General features: G+C 57.0%; 19 protein-coding genes. 8 read left to right on the top strand and 11 right to left on the bottom strand.

The genetic code is table 11. The features are described 5' to 3' along the window. Nucleotides 1-9: 9 nt before the first annotated feature. From EKH79_RS15380 to EKH79_RS15350, 7 genes are all read left to right on the top strand, one after another. A complete protein-coding gene (locus EKH79_RS15380; RefSeq protein ID WP_126674704.1) occupies nt 10-3,063 on the top strand; it encodes an ATP-binding protein in 3,054 nt (1,017 codons plus the stop codon). 365 nt (nt 3,064-3,428) lie between these two features. Next, on the top strand, nt 3,429-4,358 hold the full coding sequence (locus EKH79_RS15375) for a helix-turn-helix transcriptional regulator (RefSeq protein ID WP_233590350.1): 930 nt from the start codon (nt 3,429-3,431) through the stop codon (nt 4,356-4,358). Between the two features lie 92 nt (nt 4,359-4,450). Continuing rightward, nucleotides 4,451-4,687: a YtcA family lipoprotein gene (locus tag EKH79_RS15370; protein WP_158621269.1), complete on the top strand. Its 237-nt coding sequence runs from the start codon at nt 4,451-4,453 to the stop codon at nt 4,685-4,687. 15 nt (nt 4,688-4,702) lie between these two features. Then, nucleotides 4,703-5,728 carry an HlyD family efflux transporter periplasmic adaptor subunit gene (locus EKH79_RS15365; RefSeq protein ID WP_126674701.1) on the top strand — a complete coding sequence of 342 codons (1,026 nt, stop codon included), beginning with the start codon at nt 4,703-4,705 and terminating at the stop codon, nt 5,726-5,728. After that, nucleotides 5,712-7,658, top strand: a complete 1,947-nt coding sequence (locus EKH79_RS15360) for an FUSC family protein (protein ID WP_126674700.1) — start codon at nt 5,712-5,714, stop codon at nt 7,656-7,658. Before EKH79_RS15365 ends, EKH79_RS15360 begins: the two co-directional genes overlap by 17 nt. Next, complete coding sequence (locus EKH79_RS15355) at nt 7,639-9,072, top strand: TolC family protein (protein ID WP_126674699.1); 1,434 nt, start codon at nt 7,639-7,641, stop codon at nt 9,070-9,072. Before EKH79_RS15360 ends, EKH79_RS15355 begins: the two co-directional genes overlap by 20 nt. A gap of 53 nt (nt 9,073-9,125) precedes the next feature. Then, entirely contained in the window at nt 9,126-10,835 is a 1,710-nt protein-coding gene (locus EKH79_RS15350; protein ID WP_126674698.1) for a thiamine pyrophosphate-dependent enzyme, read from the top strand. 72 nt (nt 10,836-10,907) lie between these two features. Here the strand turns inward: EKH79_RS15350 and EKH79_RS15345 are convergent, their stop codons facing one another. Both EKH79_RS15345 and EKH79_RS15340 read right to left on the bottom strand, forming a co-directional pair. Continuing rightward, nucleotides 10,908-11,819: an SDR family oxidoreductase gene (locus tag EKH79_RS15345; RefSeq protein WP_126674697.1), complete on the bottom strand. Its 912-nt coding sequence runs from the start codon at nt 11,817-11,819 to the stop codon at nt 10,908-10,910. A gap of 64 nt (nt 11,820-11,883) precedes the next feature. Then, nucleotides 11,884-12,624: an SDR family oxidoreductase gene (locus tag EKH79_RS15340; RefSeq protein WP_126674696.1), complete on the bottom strand. Its 741-nt coding sequence runs from the start codon at nt 12,622-12,624 to the stop codon at nt 11,884-11,886. 118 nt (nt 12,625-12,742) lie between these two features. Here EKH79_RS15340 and EKH79_RS15335 point away from each other — a divergent pair, with 118 nt between their 5' ends. Next, nucleotides 12,743-13,642 (top strand): LysR family transcriptional regulator, encoded by a 900-nt coding sequence (locus EKH79_RS15335; protein ID WP_126674695.1) that lies wholly within the window; start codon nt 12,743-12,745, stop codon nt 13,640-13,642. A gap of 84 nt (nt 13,643-13,726) precedes the next feature. Here EKH79_RS15335 and EKH79_RS15330 read toward each other — a convergent pair whose 3' ends face one another. The 9 genes from EKH79_RS15330 to EKH79_RS15290 all read right to left on the bottom strand — a co-directional run bounded on the left by EKH79_RS15330 (nt 13,727) and on the right by EKH79_RS15290 (nt 25,830). After that, on the bottom strand, nt 13,727-15,280 hold the full coding sequence (locus EKH79_RS15330; RefSeq protein ID WP_425478511.1) for a GH39 family glycosyl hydrolase: 1,554 nt from the start codon (nt 15,278-15,280) through the stop codon (nt 13,727-13,729). Nucleotides 15,281-15,303: 23 nt separating this feature from the next. Then, nucleotides 15,304-16,866 carry an alpha-N-arabinofuranosidase gene (locus tag EKH79_RS15325; protein WP_126674694.1) on the bottom strand — a complete coding sequence of 521 codons (1,563 nt, stop codon included), beginning with the start codon at nt 16,864-16,866 and terminating at the stop codon, nt 15,304-15,306. Between the two features lie 264 nt (nt 16,867-17,130). Beyond that, nucleotides 17,131-17,556 (bottom strand): nuclear transport factor 2 family protein, encoded by a 426-nt coding sequence (locus EKH79_RS15320; protein ID WP_126674693.1) that lies wholly within the window; start codon nt 17,554-17,556, stop codon nt 17,131-17,133. Nucleotides 17,557-17,798: 242 nt separating this feature from the next. Continuing rightward, nucleotides 17,799-18,371 (bottom strand): DUF6630 family protein, encoded by a 573-nt coding sequence (locus tag EKH79_RS15315; RefSeq protein WP_126674692.1) that lies wholly within the window; start codon nt 18,369-18,371, stop codon nt 17,799-17,801. Between the two features lie 343 nt (nt 18,372-18,714). Then, the gene (locus tag EKH79_RS15310) at nt 18,715-20,889 is read right to left on the bottom strand and encodes a choice-of-anchor tandem repeat GloVer-containing protein (protein ID WP_126674691.1); all 2,175 of its coding nucleotides are present in this window, start codon (nt 20,887-20,889) and stop codon (nt 18,715-18,717) included. 353 nt (nt 20,890-21,242) lie between these two features. Then, nucleotides 21,243-22,229, bottom strand: a complete 987-nt coding sequence (locus EKH79_RS15305) for a fatty acid desaturase family protein (protein WP_233590348.1) — start codon at nt 22,227-22,229, stop codon at nt 21,243-21,245. Between the two features lie 153 nt (nt 22,230-22,382). Next, nucleotides 22,383-24,707 carry a diguanylate cyclase domain-containing protein gene (locus tag EKH79_RS15300; RefSeq protein WP_158621266.1) on the bottom strand — a complete coding sequence of 775 codons (2,325 nt, stop codon included), beginning with the start codon at nt 24,705-24,707 and terminating at the stop codon, nt 22,383-22,385. Between the two features lie 136 nt (nt 24,708-24,843). Beyond that, a complete protein-coding gene (locus tag EKH79_RS15295) occupies nt 24,844-25,347 on the bottom strand; it encodes a nuclear transport factor 2 family protein (RefSeq protein WP_126674689.1) in 504 nt (167 codons plus the stop codon). 201 nt (nt 25,348-25,548) lie between these two features. After that, complete coding sequence (locus EKH79_RS15290; protein WP_126674688.1) at nt 25,549-25,830, bottom strand: hypothetical protein; 282 nt, start codon at nt 25,828-25,830, stop codon at nt 25,549-25,551. Nucleotides 25,831-25,841 lie beyond the last annotated feature (11 nt).

The following is a 25,841-nucleotide window of genomic DNA, read 5'->3' as shown; positions in this document are numbered from 1 at the left end:
GGTGCTCGAATGAAGGAATTCAAACCCTTTCGTCTGGACCCAGCCAATCACCGGCTATGGCGCGATGCCGGTGAGAGCGAGCCCGTCAGTGTCACGATCACTGCGAAGGCATTCGATGTGCTCCGTTACATGGTCGAGCATCCTGGGCGCCTGATCACGCATGATGAACTTCTTGAATCCCTTTGGTCGGGCGTCGCCGTTCAACCCGAGGTACTGAAGGGACATGTGCTGGCGATACGCAATGCATTAGGCGACGACGCACAACGCCCGCGTTACATCGAAACGCATCGAGGCCGTGGCTACCGCTTTATTGCAGATGTAACCACTGCGCAGAAGACCGATAACTTACTCTCATCCGCAACGACATCGCATCTTATTGGTAGAGCAGCGCCATTGGATGCGTTGCACGAAGCACTCCATCAGGCGCGCGAAGGCCGCCCAAAGATCGTATTCGTGCACGGCGATGCGGGTATCGGCAAAACGGCGTTGGTTGAAACGTTTTGCAGCAATCTGTCCAGTCAACATACATCGCTGTCGTACGGCCGCTGTATCGAAGGCTTCAGCGGCGCCGAGCCCTTCTATCCCGTTATTGAGGCACTCTCCCGGCTACTGAAAGGCGCCAACAGCAACAAGGTGCAGGACATCCTGGTCACCGTGGCGCCGTCCTGGGCCAATCAAGTGACGGGGCTTCTGTCCCGTGAACATCGGGCATTGCTGCAGAAAGTGGCGCATGTGTCCGCTCGTAGCCGCATGCTCGGCGAGTTCTGCGAACTGATTGAAGTACTCGCCGAGAATGAAGCGTTCGTACTGTTGCTGGAGGATCTGCATTGGGCAGATTTCTCTACACTCGACCTCATTTCTGCGTTAGCCAGACGACGGTCGTCCGTCAAGCTGCTGCTCATCGCTACGTATCGTTCAGACGATCTGGCGACGCGTGGCCCGGCACTCAGGCAACTTGTCAACGAATTGCTGCTGCACAAGTTGTGCGAGTCCATTCACTTGCATGGACTGCGCCAAAGCGACATTGCGGAGTATGTCCGGGCCGACGATTCCGAAGACGGACGTTCGTTTGTTCAACTGCTCTTGCGTCAATCAAGCGGCAATCCGCTCTTTCTGAGTACGATCCTGGATCATTTGAAGAGCATCCAGCTGGTATCCATCGATCGCGGCCAATGGAAAAGCGACGTACCGCTTTCGCAGATCCGCTTCGAGATACCCCAGACGATCGCGCATGTGGTCGAGACGAAAATTTCCAGTCTCGATGATGAGACACAACGCGTCCTGGAAGCGGCCAGTGCGGTAGGCGACGTGTTCAATTCTGTTGTACCCGCTACCGCGGCGGGCCTCAGCACGCGCCGATTCGAAGAGGTGTGCGAGGCGCTATGCCGAACCCGAACATTCATTCATCGCCATGACATGGATACGCTGGGTGGTGGCGAAGTGGTTCGGCTATACCGGTTCAATCACGCGCTGCTCAGGGAAGTGCTGCTGAACCGCCAGGGCCCCCTGCGATTGGCGCAGAGTCATGCGTTGATCGGCAAAGAGTTGGAAAAGTCGTACCCAAGCGAGTTAAGAGCGCACGCGGCATTCGAACTTGCCGAGCAATTTTCCAATGCACGCGAATGGTCCAAGGGACTCCTCTACTTAAAGATCGCACTGCAAACAGCGAAGCGCCGCTTCGCGCATCAGGATGCATTGGCCATTCTCGGCAAAGCCGACGAAATCGCGTTGCATCTTTCCAATGGCGAGCGCGAAATGACACAGACAACGCTCTTGGAAGATCGCGCTTCCATCTACGCAGCAAGCCATGATCCAAAGGCGCTTCAAACCTTCACCGATCTACTGCAGATTTCCGAGCAATTGCACTTCCCCGATGTCCAGGCACGTGCCGAACTGGGCTTGGGCTTTACGGTCAGCTGGCGAGACGCCGCTGCAAGCATCACACATCTGGAAAATGCCGCGCGCTTGAGCAGTGCGCAGCCAGAGCCGCAATTGAGGGCGCGGATCAGGCTAAGCAGCGCCGCATGGAGCATCTGGATTGGTGGATGGGACACCCAGAAGGCCAAACTTTGCGAGGAAAGCCTGATTCCTCTTCGGAATGGTCTCGACCGCGAAATCACCGCTTGGGGTTTGATCGAATACAGCATGATGTGCCTGGTATCCAGTCGATACCGGGAGTGCCTGGAAACGGTCGATACGAATCTGCAGATACTGGTAAGGCATGCCGTCGATCGTCCCGACTTCAACATCTTCCGTGCCATTTGGATGGCTCATCTCGGCCGGCCTTGGGCGTACACATTGCTGGGCGAGTGGGGCCGCGCGTTGAAAGAGTTCGATGACAGCGAGGCGCTCTTTGTCGGCAACGCCAATCGCTACAGCATCTGTGCGCTGGAAACGCTTCGCGGATTTCTTTACTGCATGGCCGGAGACTATCAAGCGACCGGGGACATTTGCAGAAAGCTCGGCTTCTACAAAGATAAAACGGGTCATCAGCCGGCTGCGCTCTACACGCCGGTGCTTCCGAATGAAATTCGGCATTGCACGCTGCTCGCCGGAATAACGGAAGTTGGGCTTGGAAATCTCGATGCAGGCATCGGCATGCTGAAGGAGCTTGAGCACGACATGCTCGAGCGGCCAGTCATCACGGATTGGTATTGGCTACTTCTGCTGGAGTGGTCACTGGCCGACGCGCTATTGCGATCAGGCGACGTCGAGCAGGCACGCGTGCATGCCGATCGCATGGCCGAGCGTTCCGACCGAACCATTGAAGTGACGTGGCGCGCCATGGCGCGTGAAGTGCGGTGCCGCGTTGCGATCGAAGAAGGCGATCTCCAACAGGCGTCGCGCGTGATCAACGATGCTCTACATATCACGGAGATGATGGGCGCGCCCATGGCGGACTGGCGAGTTCACCGCACCGCGGCCCGGTTGCATCGCGTAGAAGGCGATAGCGCCCGTGCATTGCTTCATGAGCAACTTTCCAACCGGCAAGCACAACGTTTGCTCGATAGTCTTCCGCCCGGCCATCGGCTCCAGGACACCTTTGCGCGCCTCATGGCGTAAACGAAACTTTCGCATGCTTGCGTCGTTTTCTCTTTGCTGACGCTATCGGCGGGACCGTCCCCCACGTGGGGGATAGGCGCATGAATTGGCACGATCCAATATCAAGCAGGGGCGCGTACGTCACGTCGCCCTAAACGAGATCAATGTTAAAGAATTGGAATGTGCGCGCATGCTCGATGCGCTGTGACCCGCCAATGAAGGTGGGTGGTATGCAACATGGGTGTCATACGGGATCTTCTTACACTTTCGGGTGATTCGATGTATCCCTTCGTGTCACCAAGTTTACCCTGACGAAGGCTTCGGCCATGGATGCATGCGCGTAACTTTCCAATCGGAATGCGACCATAAGGTTCGGAGAGATGCTCATGTATCACGGTGCATTCGGCGATCGGCTTGGCCGCTCCTTTCACCTCAGCGATCCACCCGTCCTGCGCAGCCAGACAAGACGAGGTGCGCGCCTCGCGGTAACGGAACTTCGCATCGACAAAGCGGGTTACGGCATGACTTCCCCGATGGGAAACGACGATGCCTACCTGGTGTGTCTGAACTTGCGAAAGCAAAGCACGCACGAACTTTGGTGCGATGGCCGTTCCGTATGTTCGACGTCGTGTGAAAGCGGCACAACGTACATGCTGGATTTGCGCCGCGACCCGATCATGTATATCGGCGATCCTCTGCATTCGCTTTATTTCTACATACCGCGTCAAGCCATTGTCGAAATTGGCGAGGAGCTCGGGAAGCGAAACGTCAGCGGTCTTGCCATTCATCCGGGTGAATGCTTCAGAGACAGCATCGTGGGCAGTATTGGGCAGACGCTGTTACCCATCTTCAATAAGGCACCTGCGGCAAACCAGGCGCTCATCGACCACCTTCTTCAAGGCCTGTGTGTATATATGGTCTCCACTTACAGTGGGTCCTCGACGCGCTCCGACATCGTTCGGGGAGCGCTTGCGCCATGGCAGCAGAAGCTGGTCACGCAGATGATGCGCGAACGCATTTTCGAAGGGATATCCATCAACGAAATGGCGGAAGCCTGCGGCCTTTCAGCAGGCGCACTGGCGCGCGGCTTCAAGAAGAGCATCGGCATGTCGCCGCATCAATGGCTGCTATCGCGCCGAGTCGACATGGCGCTCGAGCTGATGGCGGACCCCGATATCTCTCTCGCAGACATTGCGTTCAACGCTGGTTTTTCCGATCAAAGCCACTTCAGTCGCGTCTTCACGCAAAAGATGGGCGTTGCGCCAGGTGCGTGGCGGAAGTCGCTCACCAACAGCAAGCGCGCGGAAGCGGCTTGACGATACTTTTTGAACAGACCTTACCTAAGAAGGTTTTGAAGATGCACTCTCATCAACCAGCTCGTGGACGTGATTATCTTCGCGGAGCATGGGTGTCATGTTTGTCGATCGGCGTTGCCGCGTGCAGCGCCTCGCCTTCGCGAAACATTCTTGGCTCCTATTTTCCAACATGGATGGTCTGTGCACTTCTTGGCATTGTCGTCGTCGTCGTGATCCGTGGCGTGCTTGTGAAAACCGGCATTGACGCGACGCTCCCGGTACCCGTGATCGTCTATCTGAGCATGTGGACAGCGGCGACGCTGGCTATATGGCTTCTATGGCTGGCCTGAATGGAGACGACTTCCATGCAAGCCAACACCGCTGTGGGCCGTGTCATTGCCATTCTCTCCATCGTCTCGGCGCTGGCACTCATCATCGTGGCGATGATCGTGGTGGACAAACGGCCAAGAACACATGATGCCTATATTTTTGCGTATAGCGCAGGCATTACACCGGAAGTCAGCGGCCGGATCGTAGCCATCCATATTCGCAACGACCAGGTCGTCCACCAAGGGGATGTGCTGCTACAAATCGACCCGGAACCGTTCGAGCTGAAACTCCAGCAGGCCAAGGCTCAAGTCGCAGCCCTGCAGGCGGAAATCGACCTTACCGGACGGCAGGTGACGGCGCAGGGATCCGGCGCGCAAGCTGCCGCGCACGAAGTGGATCGCGCGCAACAGCAACTGGCTTTGGCGCACGACACACTCGCGCGCATGCAACCGCTCCTGGCCAAGGGCTTCGTCACTGCACAGCAAATCGATGAAGCGCGCACGAATGAACACACAGCCGCCGCGCAATTGGCCGCAGCGACACAACAAGCGGCCCAGGCCAAAGAGGCCATTGGCGATGTAGAGAGCCTGAAAGCGCAATTGCTGGGCGCCCAGGCCGAAGAGGCATTGGCAGCGCGCGATCTTCGCGAAACCGTCATCCGTGCGTCGGTGAACGGTAAGGTGGTGGGTTTCAATCTCGCATTGGGATCGTTCGCTGTTGCCGGACATCCGCTCTTTACGCTGATCGATGACAACAGTTGGTATGCCGTCGCCAATTTCCGCGAAACGGATCTGCGTGGTTTGCACACCGGCGATGCCGCCACGGTATGGGTGATGGGCAACGAAGGGCAACCCTTGCAAGGCGTGGTCGAAAGCCTGGGTGCGGGCGTTCAACCGGCGGGAGCCGCGGGTCCCGGACTTCCGGATGTGGATCGAAACCTGAACTGGGTGGTGGTCGCGCAGCGGTTTCCCGTGTGGGTGCGTTTGAATGAATCATCGCAGCCGTTCTTGCGCATCGGCGCAACGGCTTCCGTGCGAGTGAACCATGCACGCGCCGATTGAACTTCCCGCCAGAGATGCGCTGAGCCGGCTGCTCCGACGAGAACTTGCACTCAGCGACACTCGCGTTCGCGCCATCATCCGCATCACTGGATGCACCGTTGTTGCTGTCGTCATCGCCATGGTGTTTCAGGTTCCGCTGCCGGCCTATGTCGCCTACCTCGTCTTCATGGTCAGCCGCGAAGACGTCGCCTCTACGCTTATAACTGCAGTGGGCGGACTGGTTGCGGTGACATTGGCCGTCGCGTTGTCGTTGCTGTTTTACGTGTTCGACGCCGCCGAACCTGCGCTAAGAATTCCACTGCTTGCCTTCAGTACGCTGATCGGAACATTTATCGCGCGCGCCAGTCCGCTGGGCCCGATCGCCTTTTTGGCCGGTTTCGTACTGGTGTTGTCCCAGACGCTTCTGGACGACGTACCAACCACGGAATTCGTGACGCACATGGTGTTATGGCTGTGGGTCGTTGTCGCCATACCAGCAAGCATCACCGTCCTGGCCAATCTACTGACCGGTGAAAGCCCTGTTGTGCTCGCGCGAAACCGGGCCGCACAGCTGATGGAACAAGTTGCCGGCTACATCGAAAACCCTTATTCCGCAGACCCCTCGCAATTGCGCATTGAACTGCTCTCACTCAATGAGCTGAAGAACAAAGCGTTTATGTGGAATAAGAAGATCAAGGTCTTTGCGCAGGAAGACGGCCGTTTGCTCGCCATTGTGCTGGAGATGCTGCAGATAGCGCGATATCTGCCATCGAGCGTTACACCTGGTTCGAGGCGTTCCTTGGCGTATACGCTCCGGCAAAGTAGGAATCTTTTTCTACAACGTCGCGGTGTCGCAGCTGATGTTCCAAACCATGCATTCGAACCGTTGCCACCCGACGCTGCGCCATCCCATGCAGCCCTTCGTAGCGCGGCCGACGCGCTCCTCGACGAAGCATCCGGCAAATTGCCGGCTGCTGCAGTGGCCAACGCGCCAGCGACTCGAAAGCAATCGCCTGTAGAGAGCGCACTAGCGAATCGATCGCACGCTCGCTTCGCGTTCAAGGTGATGTGCGCGGTATTGGCCTCCTATGCGACTTACTCGCTCCTTGATTGGCCCGGCATACGCACGGCCGTCACCACCTGCTTCTTCATCGCACTGACGACGTTTGGCGAGAGCATCCACAAGTTGGCCTTGCGACTCTCCGGCGCCGTCATTGGCGGATTGATTGCTGGTTTGTGCATCGTCTTCGCACTTCCCCATCTGACCGATATCGGCGAGCTCTGCCTGCTTATTGCCGTGGTATCGGTGTTCTGCGCGTGGATTTCCACCAGCAGCGAAACGATTGCGTATGCAGGCATGCAGATCGCGTTCGCATTCTTTCTCGGCGTCATGCAAGGCTACGGCCCCGCGGACGACCTGACGGAGCTGCGTGATCGTGTAGTCGGGATTTTCATCGGCAATATCTGGATCACGATTTTCTTTACCACGCTCTGGCCAGTCAGTGCCGTGGGTCAAGCGCGTGAGAAATGGTCCTCTGCGCTCAAACAACTTAGCGACCTGCTCGTCACCAAGGACGAAACAACCGTCGCCTCGAGCCGAGCGGAGATTTGCAAGAAAGTTTGCGAAGCATCCGAATTGAACGCGCGCGACCTCTTCGAATGGCGCTTTCTTTCGCGCGAGCGCGAGGCTGATCGCATCGTTCCTGAAGCACCGCATATTGAGCAAATAACCGCGTCCGCATTTGTATTGCTTCGACTTAAGGAGAATGCAGCTTTGCTGCCCAGTGACAACGAAGCGGACACGCTTACTTCGCAGCGATTGATGGCGCTTTCGAACGGGAAGCACCCTGAGCCGCCAGATGAGCGTCTACGTTCAGCGCCACCCACGCTGTTGAGCAAGGCACGGGAGCGCCTCAACGAGGAGATCGATCATGCATCGCGCGCGATCTGATTTCCCCCTCTTTGCTTGCGTTCCATTCGTGTTCGCAGTCGGGCTCGTCTTGTGCGGCGGTACAGCGACTGCACAGTCGACATCATGGGCCCATACGTCATCGGATGACGCGCTGGCCATCGCCGGTCATACCGAAGCGCCTGCACTTGAAAATCGTACTTACACGCTGTCGGAACTTCTGAATATCGCGTTGAATATCAACCCGAAGACGCGTGAGGTCGAGCAGGAAGCGATTCAAGCCAATCTTGCCGTCCAACTGGCCAAGACCCAGTACTCACCACAGGTCAGCGTCAATGCGCTTGGCGGCATCCAGCGCACGCCGCTGGCGATCCCGCCAACCGTCTCGCCCAAGGGCTATTTCGTGTCGTCGACGCGAGAGGCTTTCCCCACCATTGAGCTGAAATGGTTGCTGTTCGATTTCGGGCGCCGCAAGGGTGAAGTCGAAGCGGCCAAACATACTGCTTTGGCCGCCGAGTCGGGTTTGCTGGGCGCACAGGAAAAGTTGATATTCGATGTGTCGCAGGCCTATTTCCAGGCGGCGTCCAGCCAGGGCCAGGTGCGCGCTGCGCAAAAGGCGCTGGATGCGGCCAAGCTGACCGAAGAGGCAGTCGCCGACCAGAAAAAGCACGGACGCGCCACCGTGGTGCAACTTGCCGAAGCACAACGCCAGACAGCAGCGATGCGTCTGGCATTGACGAAAACCACGGGCGACGCCGACACAGCCTTTGCATCACTCATCGCCACGATTGGATTGGATCCGGAAACGCATTTCGAGGTCGCTTCCTTGAGCGACGCATCCGATGCACCCACACCCGGATCGCTTCGTGCATTGATCGACGAAGCGTTGCAATCGCGCCCGGACATCCTCGCCGCGACCGACAAGATTGCAGCATCCGATGCCAAAGTCGACACCGCGCGCGCGGCGTATCGCCCAACGATCAGCCTTTCCGCACAGGTGCTTCAGAACATCGGCGAAATAAGCAGCGACGGCAGTCCGTATTCCTCCATCAATCGAACGGGCGAAGCGTTGTTTGTGTCGTTCGAATGGCCGCTGTTCGATGGCGGCGCGCGCGCGACCAATGTTTCGCTGGCGGTCTCCCAAAGGACGGAAGCTGAGGACGCATTAGCGGAAGCCAAAGATACGGCCTCCCAGCAAGTGGTCGAGGCTTACAACAATCTCAAGACCAGCCTGGACAACCGCAATCAGGCGCTGGCCTATACGCATGCATCGGAAGTCGCTTATCAAGCGGCGCTCGATTCCTATCGGCGCGGCCTGACCAGCGTCACCGAACTGACAAGTAATGAGGCTGTGCTCGCTCAAGCCGAAGCCAGTCAAGAAGACGCCAACGCAAGCGTGAGCATCGCGCAAGCAGCACTGGACCTGGCCATTGGAAGACGGCCCTCCTCGCATTAATCCCCCGATCCCTCAACGGGACTTCCACGTCACGTCCTCAAGCGGAGCCAGCCATGAGCAAGAAAGTCGCTGAAATTATCGTAGAAGTCCTCGAACAGGCGGGCGTCAAACGCTGCTACGGCATCGTCGGCGATACGTTGAATCTGATCGCCGAACATCTCGATAAAAGCCCGATCGAGTGGGTGCATGTTCGCCACGAAGAAGCAGGCGCTTTCGCCGCCGGTACCGAGGCACTTTTTACCGGTCAATTGACCGCCTGCGCGGGCAGCTGCGGACCGGGAAGCCTGCACTTCATCAACGGACTTTACGAAGCCAACCGCAATCGTTCGCCGATGGTATTGATTGCCAGCAGCATCTTGATGAGCGAAATGGGCTTTGAGTTTATCCAGGAAGTCGATTTCAAATCCGTCTTCAAAGAGTGTTCGGTCTTCTGCGACATGATTCACACCGCCGATCAGGCGCGCAAAAAAACGGTCATGGCGTGCCAGGCTGCCATTGCGAAGCGCGGCGTCGCGGTATTGATCGTTCCTGTCGACATCTCGCATAGCGATGTGCACGAAGATTTTCCGTATCACGTTCACTTCCCGCGCCCGACCGTTCGCCCCAACGACGATGAACTCGCGGAGATCGCGAAGATTCTCAATGCCGGAAAAAAGGTGACCATTTATGCCGGATCCGGAGCCGAAGACGCATTGAGCGAAATTCTCGCCGTCGCCGAGCAGCTCAAAGCTCCTGTCGCACATACCTCACGCGGAAAGAGCTTCCTGGAGCACAACAACCCGTACAACGTCGGCATGACGGGCATTCTCGGAAACGAGGCGGGCTACAGGGCCGTCCTGGATTGCGACACTCTTCTTCTGCTCGGAGCCGACTTCGCGTGGCGCCAGTTCTATCCGGACAAAGCCAAGATCGTGCAGATCGACCTGGACCCCACGCATCTTGGTCGACGTCATCCCGTGACGCTGGGTGCCGTCGGCGATATAAAACCAACGCTGCGTGCACTGCTTCCGCTTTTGGAACAAAAGACCGACGGCAGTTTCCAGAAGACTTATGTCGATCGCTATCACGAGCATCAAGCGTCCTGGAAAAAACAGCTGGCTCCGGGTCATAACGACACCATCCCTGGGTCGTACCTCACATCCGTTATAAGCAAACACGCAGCGGACGACGCACTCTTTACGGGAGATGACGGCACACCGATTTTTTGGGCGACGCGCTGCATCGATACGAACGGCAAGCGACGCGTCTTTGGCAGCCTTCTGCACGGCACCATGGCGACGGCACTCGCCGGTTCATTTGGATTGAAGAAAGCAGCGCCCGAACGACAAGTCATCGCGCTCTGCGGAGATGGCGGTTTATCGATGCTGTTCGGCGAACTGCTCACCACCATTCAAGAAGACATCCCCGTCAAGATCGTCGTCTACGACAACAGCAAGCTGGGCTTTGTCGAAATAGAACAGATGTCCGAAGGCATGCTCGATACGTTTACGCGCATGAAAAATCCCGACTTTGGAAAAGTGGCGCAGGCCATCGGGCTATGGGGAAAAACCATCAGCAAGGCGTCCGAGCTGGACGCGGCCATCGATGAATTGCTCGCCCAGCCTGGTCCGGCCTTGCTCAACGTAAAGGTCAATCCACTGGAGTTGACCAAGCCGCCATTTATGGAAATGAAACCGGTCATGGGCATGGCTTTGTACACCACGCGTGCCATTCTTCACGGGCGCGGCGCCGACGTTGTGGAAATGATTCGCGAAAATATCTGACGTCATTGTGGACGAATGCACGAGACGGCACGGACTCCGTGTCGTCTCGTGATGCGTTGGATCACATTAATCTCAGTTCGCCGAATACGTGGTGTCTCGCGGGTGTAGCAAATCTTCCAACCCGATGCGCCGAAACATTTCTGTACGAACGCGATCGGCTACACCGTTGACGATTTCGCAGCCATCCTGCGATGGATCGATATGCACGCGGAATGGGCGCTTGCCGAAGGGCGTATCCACGACCTGTACGATGGCATCCGCCACGGCACTTACATCGGCGTCGGCAGGTTCGAGCGAAGCCAGACCCTTGAGGCTCTGCTCCGGCAGACCGGCATACGGCCCCTGATCGTATTCCGTAGCGCGTGCTTTATCGGAAGGTGAGCCCGAATGCGCAAAATGATTCGTGCCCTTGGTAAATGCACCCGGCACGACGATCGAGGTCTCGATACCCCAGCGCGCCAGCTCGCTAGAGTAACTGACGGCAAGCGAATCCATCGCCGCCTTCGCGGCAAAATAAGGTGAAAGATACGGTGGCGTGCCGCCGCGTGCGCTGCTGCTGGAAACCCAGATCAGCAATCCGCGGCCCTGTTTGCGCAACTGAGGAAGCGCGGCGCGATTGACGCGCTGTGTGCTCAACACGTTGATGTCGTACAGCTGTGCGAATTGTTCCGGCGTAAAAGCCTCGGCAGGACCAAACGACATATGACCGGCGTTGTGAATGATCACATCGAGCCGTCCATGCGCCGCAATGATCTGCTGAATGCCCGTCTCGCAGGATGCCTCCGAGGCGACATCCAGCTCCACCGTACGCAGATCCACAGCATGCTCAGCGGCGTACTGCTGAACAGCCGCAACCTGCGGCGCATTGCGGCCCGTGGTTTCACGCATGCTCGCGTAGACGGTATGTCCGGCGTGGGCAAGCGCGCGTGCAGCGAGCGCACCGAAACCACTGGATGCACCGGTAATGACGATGACTTGTTTCATGATTCGTTCTCCTTGCGTGGAAGTTTGAAATTGAGCGAACGTTTGCCGTGCCATCCGCGCGCGATCAGATGATTCCGCCATTGGCACGCAACACCTGCCCGTTCACCCAGCCACCATCCGGACCTGCCAGAAAGGCGACGGTATTGGCGATATCGCTCGGCTCTCCCAACCGTTCGAGAGGAGCGAGCTTGGCCAAACGGTCGACCACTTCCTGCGGCTTGCCTTTCAGGAACAGATCCGTCGCTGTCGGGCCCGGTGCAATCGCGTTGACCGTGATGTCGCGCCCACGCAACTCCTTGGCAAACACGCTCGTCATCGCTTCGACGCCCGCTTTGGTTGCGGCATACACCGCATACGTCGGTTGCAACAGCGCGACGACGCTTGAAGAGAAATTGATGATGCGGCCGCCTGCACGCAAACGCTTCGCCGCTTCGCGCAACGTGTTGAACGTGCCCTTCAGATTGACGGCGATCTGGCGATCGAACGAGGCGTCATCGGCGTCGGCGATTGTGGCAAGGCTCATGATGCCTGCGTTGTTGACCAACACATCCACACCACCAAAAGCGGTCTCGGCGGCATCGAACAATCGGCGCACATCTGCGGCATCGCTGACGTCGGCTTTCGCAGCCAGGGCATGGCCGCCCGCCTGCTCGATCGTACGCACCAGGGCCTCGGCCGGTGCAGCGTTTTCCGCGTAATTGACGATGACCGTGAAACCGTCATTCGCCAGACGTTGTGCGATCGCTGCGCCGATACCCCGCGAGGCACCGGTCACCAGGGCGACTTTCTGAGTTTGCTTGTTCATGAGTTTTCTCCAGGACCAGCACCGTGCCGGCTTGGAAGAACTCTAGGCTTCCTACCTGGATAAATAATCAGTGCTAATCTGGCAACATAATTCTCCATGAGCGAACAATGAGGCCGCTATGGATCGCCTGGACGTCATGCGTCTGTTCACCCGGATCGTCGAGCGGCAAAGCTTCACCCTGGCCGCTCAGGACCTCGAATGGCCGCGTTCGACGGCCACGCAAGTCATCCAGGACCTGGAAAAGCGGCTGGGTGTGCGGCTGCTGCAGCGAACGACTCGCCACGTAAAAGCCACGCTGGACGGCGAGGCGTATTACCGCCGGTGCATCGCCATTCTGGGCGACGTCGAAGATGCTGAAGCCGCCTTCAGCGACGCCAAACCAAGAGGGTTATTGCGGATCGATGTCCATGGGACGCTGACGCGCCACTTCGTGTTGCCGGCGCTCCCGGCTTTTCTCGCCAGGTATCCGGATCTTCAGCTGCATATCGGTGAAGGAGATCGCCTTGTCGATCTGGTCAGTGAAGGCATCGATTGCGTCCTGCGCGTGGGCGACTTGCAGGACAGCGCAATGGTAGGACGGCGCGTTGCGTTGCTCGAAGAAGTAACGTGTGCGAGTCCTGCCTACATAGCCCGTCACGGCAATCCTGAGAGCATCGATGACCTCACGGAGCACGTCAGCATCGGCTTCGTATCGTCGGCGAGTGGCATGACATTGCCGCTCGAGTTCACCGTCAACGGCAATGTGCGACACGTCGCACTACCCTCAACATTGACCGTCACCAGCGCGGAAACCTACGTCGCTGCCGCCAAGCTAGGACTCGGATTGATACAGGTTCCGAGGTACCACGTTCAAGCAGACTTAGCTGCGGGAACACTGGTCTCGGTGCTTCCCGATTTTCCACCTTCGCCAACTCCGGTATCACTCCTGTATCCGCATAGTCGGCAGCTCTCCCCGCGTGTGCGCGTTTTCATCGACTGGGTAACACAGGAATTGGCTTCGTCGCAGAAGAACGTCTAGCGTTATTCGTTTGAGCAAGCGGGATGTCTGCCTTGGGTCGAAAGAGGAGATCTCTAAGCCCAGCATTTTCAATAACTGAGAACCTTAGTGCCTGGCTAGAACTTCTACCAAGACCACATCATTGGATCGCATGGGAATGGATACGCTCGCCATTCCATTCGAATCGATCACCAGCGCCCGCACTTCGGGGTGATCTGCTGTTGTGGTCTGCAGTTGCCGCAGCTGATTCCCATTGAGTGACGCAGGTGAACCCATGCTCAGGTAAGCCGTATAGGCATCGTTGGCGTCATAGCCCGTTCGATAGATAGCGACCTGATACGTACCAGACTGCATGTGCCTAAGATCAAGACTCACCATCCGAGCCGGTTGCGACAGAAGTATCTTGGTATAAAACGGTCGATCGCTTTGCTGTTGTTTGGGTTGCACAAAATCCCAGACCAGCGCCTTGAGCAAATGGTCGTTCCACGTGACATAACTTTGCGCATCGGCAGTTTTCAGTTCCGTGCGGCCAAGGCGGTGCAGATACTTGTAGGCGAAGTAGGCTGGCTTGCGAATGCCTTGTGGATTCAGCAAGCCAAAACCGCCCTGAAATGGCGCAGTCGGCGGTCCGGGTTCTTCGAACAAATCGCTGAAGGTCCAGTAGCTCATGCCTTGCGCCATACCTTCACAGGCCTTGAGTTTGCTGAGAATGTAGGCAGCACTCACATACGAATCATGCACTGGGTCGCGCGGCGTGTAGCTGGTGCTCCATTCGGTGAAGTAAAGCGGCAAACCGGGTCTAGCGGAATGGTCGATCTGTCCGCGCACGCGACGCACATCGCCGACAATCGCATCGGCAGACGGTGATAGCTTCGTGTCGCTTTCGCCATGCTCGTCGAGGAAGCCGCCATCCACGCCGTACGTATGCGTGGTGATGAAATCGAGTGGCACGCCGGCTTGCACGGTGTGTTGGATGAACTCAGGCACCCATGCCGCACCGGCGGTAGCTGGGCCGCCTACTCTCAATTGCGGATCGATGTGCTTGATGGTTCGCGCGGTCGCATCGTAAAGATCGAAGTACGCCTTTTGATCGCCGCCCTGCCAGAAACCGGGAAGGTTGGGCTCGTTCCAGACCTCGAAATACCACGTTCTGATTTCTTGTTGTCCGTAGCGTTGTTCCAGATGCCGGACGAAAGCCTCAACCAATCCTGTCCATTTTGGAAGTTGTGGATGCGAAGTGTTGCCCTTCCAATAGAAGATGTGCTGATCGGATGTTTTCATTGCCTCCGGCGTAAATCCAAGTTCAACGAATGGCCGGATGCCCAACGTGAGCAATCTGTCATAGAGGCGGTCGATTTTCGTCCAATCGTAGACCGGCTTGCCGTTCACTTCTCGATACGTGCCCAATACATCGTGAAAAATGGCATGGAAGCGAATGTAACGCGGACCCAATTCCTCGCTGACGGTTTTGAGCTGGGCGAGACTGTCTTCCCGCATCAGCGTTCCCGGATAGTCCGAGCCAATGGAAAATTCGTAGTAGCGATCAAGCGGCGATGACGCGCCATCCACGTCAACGGCGATATGCCGGATATTTTGATCGGCTTGTACAGTCGGTGCCGTAACGCAAAGAGCGATCGCGGCTAACGACACGCGCAACATAAAGTTCATCCGTCGAGCACGCATCAGTGAATATCCAGTACGACTATGGATTTCGGCGGCATTACAGCAGTTATCACTCCCTGCTTGAGCGTTGCGCCAGCAAACGCTGCTGGCATGACCCGATCCGGATGATCGAACGTGTTGGTGGTGTTGATATTCGATGCAGTCAGCTCGCGACCATCTACAGCCGAACCTGTGACGCCGAGCAACGTCAAGCGAACGGTATCCGCGTGGTGCGGGTCGAGATTCACCATTGCTATATGCACAACACCGGCAGCATCGCGTCCTGCTGTGGCGTGGACACCTGGTACGGACGCATTCCTGTATCGATACGCCGGCGCCTGCACGTCGACGGGTAGATATGTGGCACCCTGGAACACTTTGTACATGTCGAACACGTAATACGTCGGCGTCAACACCATCCTCGATTGGTCGGTGAGAATCATCGCCTGCAGCACATTCACCATTTGCGCGATGTTGGCCATACGCACGCGGTCGGCATGCGCCTGAAAGATATCCAGGGTGACGGCTGCGGAAAGCGCATCGCGCAGACTGTTCTGCTGATAGAGCGCAGCGTCACGCGCACCGGGGTCTTGATCCATCCAATTGCCCCATTCGTCGACAACCAGCGCGACGCGTTTCTTGGGATCGTATTTATCCATCACCGCGCTGTGCCTGGTGATGAGATCGTCCATGTGCAAAGCGCCCTGCAGCGTGGACATCCACTCACTCTCGTCGAACTGCGTGGCCGAACCTTTGTGCGACCAGTTGCCGGTCGGAATGGTGTAGTTATGCAGACTGATGGCGTCGATCTGGCTGCCTGCGATCGACATGACGGTATCGGTCCAGCCAATATCGTCGCCGTTCGCACCGCTAGCGACTTTGACGATCGGCGTGTTACCCGGCGCATGCACGAACGTGGCGTACTGACGGTAGACATCGGCATAGAACTGCGCACGCATGGAACCGCCACAACCCCACATCTCGTTACCGATGCCGACGTAATCGAGCTTCCATGGCTTGTCGCGTCCATTTGCGCGCCGCCGCTGCGCCAGGTCCGAATGCCCGTCCGCCGTGATGTATTCCATCCATTGACTCATCTCGCGCGGCGTACCGGTACCGACGTTGATGCTGAGGTAAGTCTTGGCGCCGATCAGTTCGGCGAAATCCATGAACTCGTGCGTACCGAACTGGTTGCTGTCTTCGCCGCCCCAGGATGCATTCATTCGAACGGGCCGCTTGTCGCGTGGGCCAATGCCATCACGCCAATCGTATTGATCCGCAAAGCAACCACCCGGCCAGCGAATGACTGGCACCTTGATCGCCTTCAACGCATCGACAACATCCCTGCGATACCCCCTGATGTTTGGAATGGACGAATGCTCCCCCACCCAGATACCACCGTAGATGCCATGCCCGAGCTGTTCGGCGAACTGGCCATAGATTTCCGGATGAATGACCGCTCCGGGCTGGTCTGCATGCACGACGACCTGTGCTTCCTGGGCGGCGTCCGCATAGCCGCTGCCCGAAAACACAACCAGCAAAGCGACAAGGCCGCCTCTCCACACCCGAACCTTTGCCTTCATGAGCCTCTCCCCAGCGGAAACATGGGAAGTCGAGCAAATTCCGGATAGCGATTTCCAGAGGGAGGCCTTTATGATTTTGATCAGGGCCTGGTGTTTTTACACGCCGCCGTGACCGCCATCGCAGACGCGACCCACCAGCCAACCTTTCGGCTCTCCGGCGAAAGTGGTGTCCGATTTAGATTGAAAGCAGATGCTGGGGGATTCAGTCTCCACATCGCAGAGACAAGTTCGCCACGCGACGCCGTCAAACACGTTCACGAGTGCCTAGCTTTTCGGCGGGAACCACACGTTCTGAATCTTGCCGTTGCGCACTTCGTATATCGCCATGGCCTCCGGCTGCCCCTTGCCCGCAGGAAGCCCGATTGCCCGCTCGCGGTCGGCCACTATCGGTCCGGTAACGACGCGCTGGACGATCTCCACATGGAATTGCTTTGGCACCCTCGCAAGAAACGCGTACGTTTTCTTGAGTGCGGGAATGCCTTTTATCACGGGGTCTTTGCCGCTTAAATCGGTGATAGTGACGTCGTCCGCATAACAGGCAGCAAACGCATCAATGTCATGCGCGTTGAATGCGTCGACTTGCGCTTGAACTACTTGAACAGGATCACTCGACGTACCACACGCCATTGCCGGCAACGTGGGTAAGAACGACATCGCACCCAACAAAAGAATACGCGTGACTTTAGTCATAGCCTTCTCCCTAGCAATGGATCGCACGAGCTTCTTAGAGTAACGACGTTACCGCCAGGAATTCCTGAAACAGTTCTGATATCGCCCTGAAAAATCCTGAATGGATGTGTTTGTAGCGAACGAACGTGCTGCGCAAAGGACAAGGGCCACCCTACCGAGCCGATTCCAGCGACGTAAGAATGTGGCTATTGCGAGGGCTTAGCGCCCGCTTGCGGCCGAAAGCGGTGAGCTGCAACCGGAACTCAAGTAACTTCGCTACCCAGCCGCATGTTGATACCGAGCGACGTCGCCAACTCACGCAAAAACTCATTGTCGCGCTTCAGCGTGATCCAGCCCGCACAGCTGTCGTCCTCGGCTTCCCAGGCCCACAAGGTATAGCCGTGCTCAAGCAGGCCGTCGTAGGCGATGGCGAATAGCGAAGCCGCATCGATATCTGTATGGAAATCGTCGTCGTCTGGATCACCATCCCAATCGATAGATATATTCCAGCGCGAGGAAAGCTCGTCGATGGCTTGCACTAATGCGCGCGTGTCGTGCCTGTCGACATAAAAGCCGGATCGCCAGTCGATCACCCTGCGGATGATGTCAATCGGCTCTACGTCATTCTCGTCCACATGGGCGGCTGCATCCCGGTAATCCGCGAACTGCTGCAAGGCGCTCTCTTCATCACCCGGATTGATCAGCAACAACAGCTGCCAGACACGCGCTTCTACCGAGTCACTGACACCCTCGTCCCCGTCCAAGTCGTGCTCGCTGTCGAAATCATTGTCGGATGAGGTCACGGGAACGCTCTTTCGGTTGCTGCTACCTATCATAACCATTTCGCGGGGGATGTCCGCTTTGGGTGGCAGCTGCCGTCGATAGCGGACATCAGGAACGATCTTTGACCGCATCGAATACTTTGGTCATCCAAGCCCCTTAGCCCCACCTTATCGACGTTAAAAAGGGACCGAACTCGCTACGGGCGAAGGCCTCAGCTATCGGTGAGGCAGCCGTTCCAGGTGAGACCTCACTGATTAATCCAATCTTTGGTTCTTGAAAAACCATCCCTGCAAACCAGACCTGAAAGCAGCCTTCCGTTTGCACCTCCTCAACCAGCTTGAATCAACCTAAAGGCTCAACCTAATCTTTTTTTGAACAGGACGAATGGTTCATCTCTCAAAAACTTCCCGGGGTGGTCGACGGCAACGCGCTGTTAAATATGTTCTGACCATTTGTCAGCGATCCTGGAACGTCCGCCGGAGCAAAGGTGCAGTCGGTGGTCGTCGAACAACTACCCTGGTTCGACCACAAAACGTTTTGCGAACCATTTGACCAAAGGATATCCACCAAACCGTCACCGTTGTAATCCGCGCTGCCAGCAATGACGTAACCTGCGAGCGTACTAGGCACACTGAAAGACGCCACGTGGTTGATCGACGCGCCATTCATGAGCCAATATCCCCATTGCGTGCCATCGGCGGTTGACCAGATCAGATCATCGCAACCATCGCCATCGAGATCGCCTCGGCCAATAATCCGCCATCCAGCCGGATAGGTCGTTATGTATTTGGATGTGTAACCTGCACCGTTGCCGAGCCAGACATAAAGATCGTTGTTGGCGCTGGTCCACATGATGTCCAGCTTCCCGTCACCATTGAAATCGCCGAGAGCAGCAGGGTAGTAACCTGGCGTGATGTTGAAGATGCGGTAGCCCGAGCGGGTGGCGCCATTCATCAGCCAATACGCGAATTGATGGGTTTGCGTGTCGATCCAGATCAGATCGTCTTTGCCGTCACCATCGACATCACCTGCGCCGACCAACGTCCAACCATCGGGATACGTACCGGCAAACTGTGAAGTGAAACCATTCACTCCGCCGAACCACACATACAGATCATGCTTGGCACTGGTCCAAACGATATCCGCTATGCCGTCGCCATTGAAATCGCCCACAGCCACCGGATAGTAGCCTTGCGCTATCGACATCGTTTTGGACACACCGTCTGCAGTCCAAAAACTGGCAAGACTGGAGCCGCTCACCAACATCGGCGACTTGCCCACGCCGAAAAAGTCGTCCTGTATCGGAACGACGAGCTTAAAAACACCTCCGCTTAGGTTGGGGCCTCCCTCAAAGACACCATAGAGCGTTCTCGGCCCAACTTGGACTAGCGATTTGAGGTCAGCCCCGTCAATGGATGAGTCTCCAAAAGAATGGAGAGCGGTGTAAGCCCCGTCTGCGGCAATTCTGAAGAAGGTACCGTCCGACCCCGCGCCGCCGACACGCGCTATTCCGTAGAGGTTGCCGTCGGAGCCGGCGACCAGCGCACTGGGCCAGTAACCCTGTTGCTCTTCCCCAACAAAGCTGCTGAAGCTATGGAGCACCGAAAAATCACCCGAGGCACTCACACGAAAGACACTTCCGTCGCCGCCATCGACCCCGGCTCCTCCCGTCAGCGCCGAGCCATACAAGTTGCCATGACCGTCTTCGATAATTTCATCAATACCTTGGCCCTCCGTCGGATCGAGCACGTGGACGACGCTTCCCACGCCATTCGAAGTCACCTTAAGGATGACGTCGCCGGTGGATGCCGCACCACCCGCTTCAGGTATGACGGTGCCTTTCGGCAACGAGACATACATGTCGTCGTTCAAGCCAAGTGCGAAGCCAGTCGGGGCAAAGCTCTCGAATGCGTAGATGTTGTTCGCCGAGCCATCTGGATTCAGCTCAAAGAGATTTGCGGTGCTTGTGGTGGTGGTGGTGTTGGCCCAAGTCGGACCCAGCGCAAGCCCGAAAATGTTGCCATCGCTTCCTGACGCAATGCTTGTCGGGCTCGTGATCTCGCCATTACCCGCATAAAAGCTGTGCAGCGAACTGAATATACCAGTCGCCGACATCGTGTAAGACGTTCCCGACGGGTCTTCGGTGGGTAAATAGACCCCACCCGCATTCGATACACCAATCAACGCACCGTTCGAGGCGAGGGTAAGAAAGTTGAAGTTGTCGGCCGGCTGGCTTACTTCAAGTATCGCACCTTCGCCGCTATTGAAGGCATGAAGCTCGGTGTAGACACCCGCTTGTGACATCGAGAACAAGCCGCCGTTATTAAGCTGCCCACCGGAACTGGTCACACCATAGATCGTTCCATTCTGACCGAGGACGATCGACTGCGGTGCGCTCAAGGTCCCGTTTCCCGCATTAAGCGGCAGACTCATGACGCTGTAATGCGCGGCGGCAGCCCAAGCTGGCATGCCTGCCGTCAAGAGATTCGCAGCCAGAAACACCAGTAGTGCGATGGCAACGCGGCCGCCCACCTTGCCACGATGATTATTCATCCATTGACCAGTAAACATGGATTCCCCCGAATCTGTTTGTGCGTAACGCTACTGGATCATTACCAAGCCCACTGGATTAAGCAACGGTGTAACTCCCTAATTGGGAAGTCAAGTCATTGCACGCCGCGCCCTCCCCGTTGATAGCTACGCGATGCCCCACTGGAACACATCCAGCCTTAATCGCGCTGATGCATGCAATTAACCATATGTGCGAGGGTAAATGACGAGTTTGTCCGCCTTGGGTCGAAAGCGGATCTTAGTGCAGGCAACAACCTATGTATTAAAGGCGGCATCTGATTTGGTCTCCATTCCTTAATCAATAAGGGATTCGGAAGTCTTCTCAGAGCGTACGCGCACGCAGGCGTGTGTGCTTATCGTACTTTGCCAAACCCACGAAGCTGCCGGAGTGCTGCCCTGAAATAAGCAGCGTCTGTATTGGGAACAGAAGCTGAGGCAGCATCGCGCGCGAGCGCCGGAAGTGCCGTCCACGGCAGTGTTGGATGCTGGTGATGCAGACGATGAAGGTGATGATTCATCAACACAGGGTGCCAGATCGCGGGCGCGCGAAAGTTGCGGGCCCGCTGCTGCTCGTCAAGCATGACATCGTAGTGCGGCAGGTTGTCCGCAACTGAGAGCCACAGCCCGCGCAGAAACATCGTTATGGCAAGCACGGGCCACCACGCCCCATACAGATAAAATGCACAGGCATGGAGTACGACCGACAGCATCCAGTCGCGTCGTATATGTGCGCGCCGTTCGGAATTTCCGGCAAAGGCTACAAACAGGCGCCGGACATCCTGGTCTATCGGGTCTTCGCTGCGAAGCTTGTGCGCGACGAGTCGGCATACCCAAGATGCGGGCAAAAATGTGAGCAGCGGCAATGCAAGTTCTGCCAGATACAAACCACCTAACAGGTGCGTGTAATAACCGATGCGCGCGAGCACGCGATGCGTCACGCCATCATGCACGTCGGGCCGATCGAATGATTCGCGTGTAAAGCGGTGATGCATCAGGTGACCGAAGCGCGCTGCGTCGTACGGCAACAGGAAGGCGATGGCTAGGACGCGCCCGAGCCATTCGTTGAGCCAACGTCGCGACGATAGCTGGCCATGAATCGACTCATGGATCAGGCCCCAGTGCGTTGGCGTCAGCACCACGAGCGGCACCGCGATCCACAGCATGGACGCGCCCCATTGCCGCAACAAGAATGGCCACGCGATGAGTTGTATCACCACGGCCGTCGCGATGAGTCCAAGCAGCGCCAAATTGGCGCGATGGTCGATGGGAGCACGCCGAGACGTTCGCCGCCCGGGCGCTGGTTGGGTATCGCCCCGCCCTGCCGCTGTCTGAGCGTCCATCTTTTCCCCACAAGTACAGAATAGTCGCCGCATAACCTAGCAGCGGCTTTTGACAGCTTAAAGATCGTGCTCGCAATGGCGCCCAGCGCACCCCATTGAGCGGTCACAATTTAACATCGGTCGAACCGCAATATCTTGCCCAAAGCGGGCGCGCTATGCCCTGCCGGGCATGGATAGCCGGGTTCCCCGGGAGACGACGCTTCGGTTCTTGCCCAGGTCCTTGGCTTGATAGAGCGCCTGATCGGCGCTTTGCATGAGCGTCGCCAAATCCTGGCCATCGAACGGATAGACGCTAATGCCCACACTTAGCGTGATGGCCAAGGTATGACCCTGCCACGCAAACGGAAGCTTGCCGGCAGCCAGAATCTTGCTCGCCACGATTTGTGCCGAGGCCTGCGTGGATACGCGAGGGAGAAGGACAATGAACTCATCGCCGCCTAGCCGGCAGGCCACATCTTGATCGCGAATCGAAGCTTTTAGACGACGTCCCACTTCTTGCAGCAATGCATCACCGGCATGATGGCCAAACGTGTCGTTGACGCCCTTGAACCCGTCGACGTCGATGTAGAGCAATGCCATATGCTCGCTGCCAGCCATCGCGCTTTCGAGAACGTGGCGAGCACGGTTTTCGAAGAACAAGCGATTGGGCAAGCGGGTTAGCGGATCGTGCTCGGCCGCCTGACGCAAACGGTCAGCAACGGCCTGCGCAACGCTGACGTCGCGCAGCACCAATACGCCACCTACAACGTGACCAAGGCGGTCGCACAAGGGCGACGCAACGTCCTCGATATCGAGAACCAATCCATCCGTGAGCAGCAATTTGCGCGGCTGCAACATGTCCACGGTGCGATTTTCGGCAATGGCCCGTGTCAGTGATGTCGAGCTTGGTTTTCCGTCGCCATCGATGACGGTGAATACATGATCGACCGACATGCCGCGAACATCATCCAGGCTGCGCTCCAGAATCTCCTGGGCGCGTTCGTTCATGTAGTTGATGTGCCCAGTGGCATCGGTGGTGATGACCGCGTCGCCAAGCGCATCGAGGGTGACCTGCAACTGCTCCTTGGCATCGAACAGGCGATCTTCCATTTCCTTGCGCTCGGATAAATCCACGACCAGCGAAAAGAAACCAATCGTGTTTCCTTTGCTGTCTACATTCGGCGTGAACGACACTTGCCTGAAAAGCTTTCGCCCTTCCCCCATGTCGCGTGACGTTTCAAAAGACACGGTCTCACCGGCCAACACTCGATCGATATGGGGCTTTATGTGTGCGTAGTGAGACTCTCCGAGGAAATCGCTGACGGATTGCCCCGGCCGAGGTGTCGCACTTGTTCCATACCATCGGCCGTAAGTGGCATTCGCGAAGCGATATGTTTCGCTGGCATCGATGTAGGCGACCAATGCAGGTACCGAATTGGTGATGCGTTCGAGCAACTCCTGGCTGCGCTTGAGTTCCGCACGCAGCTGATGCTCGCATGTGGTGTCCACGACTACACCCACATAGCCGGCCAGCTCGTTGCTGATGCATAGCGGCACAAAATGTGCGGAAAGCCATGCCAGCGAGCCATCGGCCCGAATGACACGGTACTCCCCGCGTGCATCGCCTTGCTGCGCGACCATTTCATCCAAAGCCGCGAGAACGAGTGCCGAGTCATCCGCATGAAGCGACCGCTTCCATGCGTCCAGGATGTCCTCACCTTCGGTGACGCCAATGAACTCACGGAAATGAGCATTGACGTACGTTGGCCTACCCGCTGTATCCAACTGAATCAAACCAAGCGGCGAAGTGTCATTCACGGTCGCCAACTCGGCACGACTGCGCGCGACTTCCTGGTGCGATGCGTCCAACTCTCTAAGGATCGCCAGCGCCGATGAGCGTGTTCGTATGATGAGCATGACAACGAACACGACGAAGCCTAAGAGCGTAGCAACAAGTGGTATAGCTGCCACTTTTTCCAACCACAGGCGCTGTGCGAGGGAGGAGCGCTCCTGTGTATCGACCGCATCCAGCGCTCGGCTTAGGTCCACATTGACTTGGGAATAGCGATCAGAATGGATAACGTTTGTACTCGCGTCTGCATGCCCGGCATCTTTTTGAACCAATGCCTGGCTGGCGAGAACCATGCGCGCATCGATCACGCTTCGGACAACCCCGACGTGAGCAACTTGGGCTTCGTTCCCATGGACAAGCGAAGACAGTTGCTCAAATAAATGATCGACGCTTGCGCGCGACTGCAGAAAGTCCTGACGCCCGTCCTGAAGGCCACGCACGGCATAACGCCCTATACCAAGGCGCTGCACCTGGAGCGCTTCGCGCAGCTGGTCATTGGTCGTTATCACTTCATAGTCGTAGCCGACCCAGCGTTGCGACAACAGCATCCAGCCCACGGCAAACGTGCTGCACAGCGCAAGCATCAGCGTGACGGCGATGCTGAGCCGCGTGCTTCTCTTAAGTAACCGTACGACCCGCGCCGTCATTGACCTGACCTTAGGGAAGGACATCCCAAGGCGGTTATCGGCCAAAGACGTGAGAAGTTAAGGTTACGTGGATGGCGCCGATGCCGGCTGAAACGAGCGCGTTTCGGGCCTCGGGTCTACGCGTCAGCGGCCCGGTTCAATGGATCGCTTGGTGCCCGTAACTGAGGATTCGGGTTATTTCCCACCCATCGGGAGACTGGTGCCAAATAATCAAAAATTTGGCTTCGCCAAAACATTTGCCCGATTTAATCTCACAGAACGTGTGGTGTCCCTCTTCGATGGCGCCGTACCCCTCGATGGGAAAAACCTGCATGCTTCCTGCCGTAAGCACGCGCCGGAAATTACCGCATACGTTCTTGCGCGTTTTGTCGAGGTAATTTTGCCTCGTCCACGTAACGCCACCTTTGTCATGGTAGAACTCGACGTTTGGATTCAAATAACTGACGTGCTTTTTAAGCTGATCGGGCGAGCTGCAGTTATTGAATGCGTCGAAGAATTCGGCATCCATTTTTGAGATGGTGCCAAACAAGGGGTCGCCCTTCGCAGAATCTTCCGCGTTCGATGCTACGGATGTGGCAGCTCCGGCATTCAAGGCAGCAAGGGCAAAGAAAATACCCACTAAGAACGCATTCCTGTTCATTTGTATCTCCATCGTCTGGGCAAAGGATCTATCTGGCGTCTCGGTATTGATACGTCCGGACTCAGATCGGTTGCAGACTTGGGCTATCGAACAAAGCCGTGGGCATAGCGCTCGAGCACGGATGGCTCAAGCACGTCTACGCGCTCAACCCGTTTTGACCGTACTGGATGGCCTTAGCGACGCCTCCAGCGCGTGCTTCACCTACATCGCGATGTCGCTTTGAATCGCCAGAACATCCTTGGTCGGACGATCGTACGTGTTGGACCAAATGACGTAGCCGTCGTCCGCACGGATCAGTTCGGCGGCGATGCGCAGCGTGTTGCCGGATTTGCGTACGCTGCCTTCCAGCACATAAGCGACACCCAGCGTCTTGGCTACGTCAGGGATGGTCGCCTGCTTGCCGTTGAAATAAAGCGATGCGGTCAATGACGGCACATGGGAGCCGGGGATCTTGCTCAGATCATTGATCAATTGCTCGGTCATACCGTCGGCGA

The sequence above is a fragment of the Dyella dinghuensis genome (assembly GCF_003977615.1).
In the GTDB taxonomy this organism is placed as follows: Bacteria; Pseudomonadota; Gammaproteobacteria; order Xanthomonadales; family Rhodanobacteraceae; genus Dyella_B; species Dyella_B dinghuensis.
The sequence above is the reverse complement of the archived record's forward strand: the minus strand, read 5'-3'. Positions and strand labels throughout refer to the sequence as shown.

What these genes read in the sequence shown, in the direction of transcription:
- EKH79_RS15350 (WP_126674698.1), top strand. Translation starts at nt 9,126, where the DNA reads ATGAGCAAGAAAGTCGCTGAAATTATCGTAGAAGTCCTCGAACAGGCG.
- EKH79_RS15335 (WP_126674695.1), top strand. Translation starts at nt 12,743, where the DNA reads ATGGATCGCCTGGACGTCATGCGTCTGTTCACCCGGATCGTCGAGCGG.
- EKH79_RS15365 (WP_126674701.1), top strand. Translation starts at nt 4,703, where the DNA reads ATGCAAGCCAACACCGCTGTGGGCCGTGTCATTGCCATTCTCTCCATC.
- EKH79_RS15300 (WP_158621266.1), bottom strand. Translation starts at nt 24,707, where the DNA reads ATGACGGCGCGGGTCGTACGGTTACTTAAGAGAAGCACGCGGCTCAGC.
- EKH79_RS15310 (WP_126674691.1), bottom strand. Translation starts at nt 20,889, where the DNA reads ATGTTTACTGGTCAATGGATGAATAATCATCGTGGCAAGGTGGGCGGC.
- EKH79_RS15380 (WP_126674704.1), top strand. Translation starts at nt 10, where the DNA reads ATGAAGGAATTCAAACCCTTTCGTCTGGACCCAGCCAATCACCGGCTA.
- EKH79_RS15315 (WP_126674692.1), bottom strand. Translation starts at nt 18,371, where the DNA reads ATGATAGGTAGCAGCAACCGAAAGAGCGTTCCCGTGACCTCATCCGAC.
- EKH79_RS15295 (WP_126674689.1), bottom strand. Translation starts at nt 25,347, where the DNA reads ATGAACAGGAATGCGTTCTTAGTGGGTATTTTCTTTGCCCTTGCTGCC.
- EKH79_RS15305 (WP_233590348.1), bottom strand. Translation starts at nt 22,229, where the DNA reads ATGGACGCTCAGACAGCGGCAGGGCGGGGCGATACCCAACCAGCGCCC.
- EKH79_RS15360 (WP_126674700.1), top strand. Translation starts at nt 5,712, where the DNA reads ATGCACGCGCCGATTGAACTTCCCGCCAGAGATGCGCTGAGCCGGCTG.
- EKH79_RS15320 (WP_126674693.1), bottom strand. Translation starts at nt 17,556, where the DNA reads ATGACTAAAGTCACGCGTATTCTTTTGTTGGGTGCGATGTCGTTCTTA.
- EKH79_RS15340 (WP_126674696.1), bottom strand. Translation starts at nt 12,624, where the DNA reads ATGAACAAGCAAACTCAGAAAGTCGCCCTGGTGACCGGTGCCTCGCGG.
- EKH79_RS15375 (WP_233590350.1), top strand. Translation starts at nt 3,429, where the DNA reads ATGTATCACGGTGCATTCGGCGATCGGCTTGGCCGCTCCTTTCACCTC.
- EKH79_RS15325 (WP_126674694.1), bottom strand. Translation starts at nt 16,866, where the DNA reads ATGAAGGCAAAGGTTCGGGTGTGGAGAGGCGGCCTTGTCGCTTTGCTG.
- EKH79_RS15290 (WP_126674688.1), bottom strand. Translation starts at nt 25,830, where the DNA reads ATGACCGAGCAATTGATCAATGATCTGAGCAAGATCCCCGGCTCCCAT.
- EKH79_RS15355 (WP_126674699.1), top strand. Translation starts at nt 7,639, where the DNA reads ATGCATCGCGCGCGATCTGATTTCCCCCTCTTTGCTTGCGTTCCATTC.
- EKH79_RS15345 (WP_126674697.1), bottom strand. Translation starts at nt 11,819, where the DNA reads ATGAAACAAGTCATCGTCATTACCGGTGCATCCAGTGGTTTCGGTGCG.
- EKH79_RS15330 (WP_425478511.1), bottom strand. Translation starts at nt 15,280, where the DNA reads ATGTTGCGCGTGTCGTTAGCCGCGATCGCTCTTTGCGTTACGGCACCG.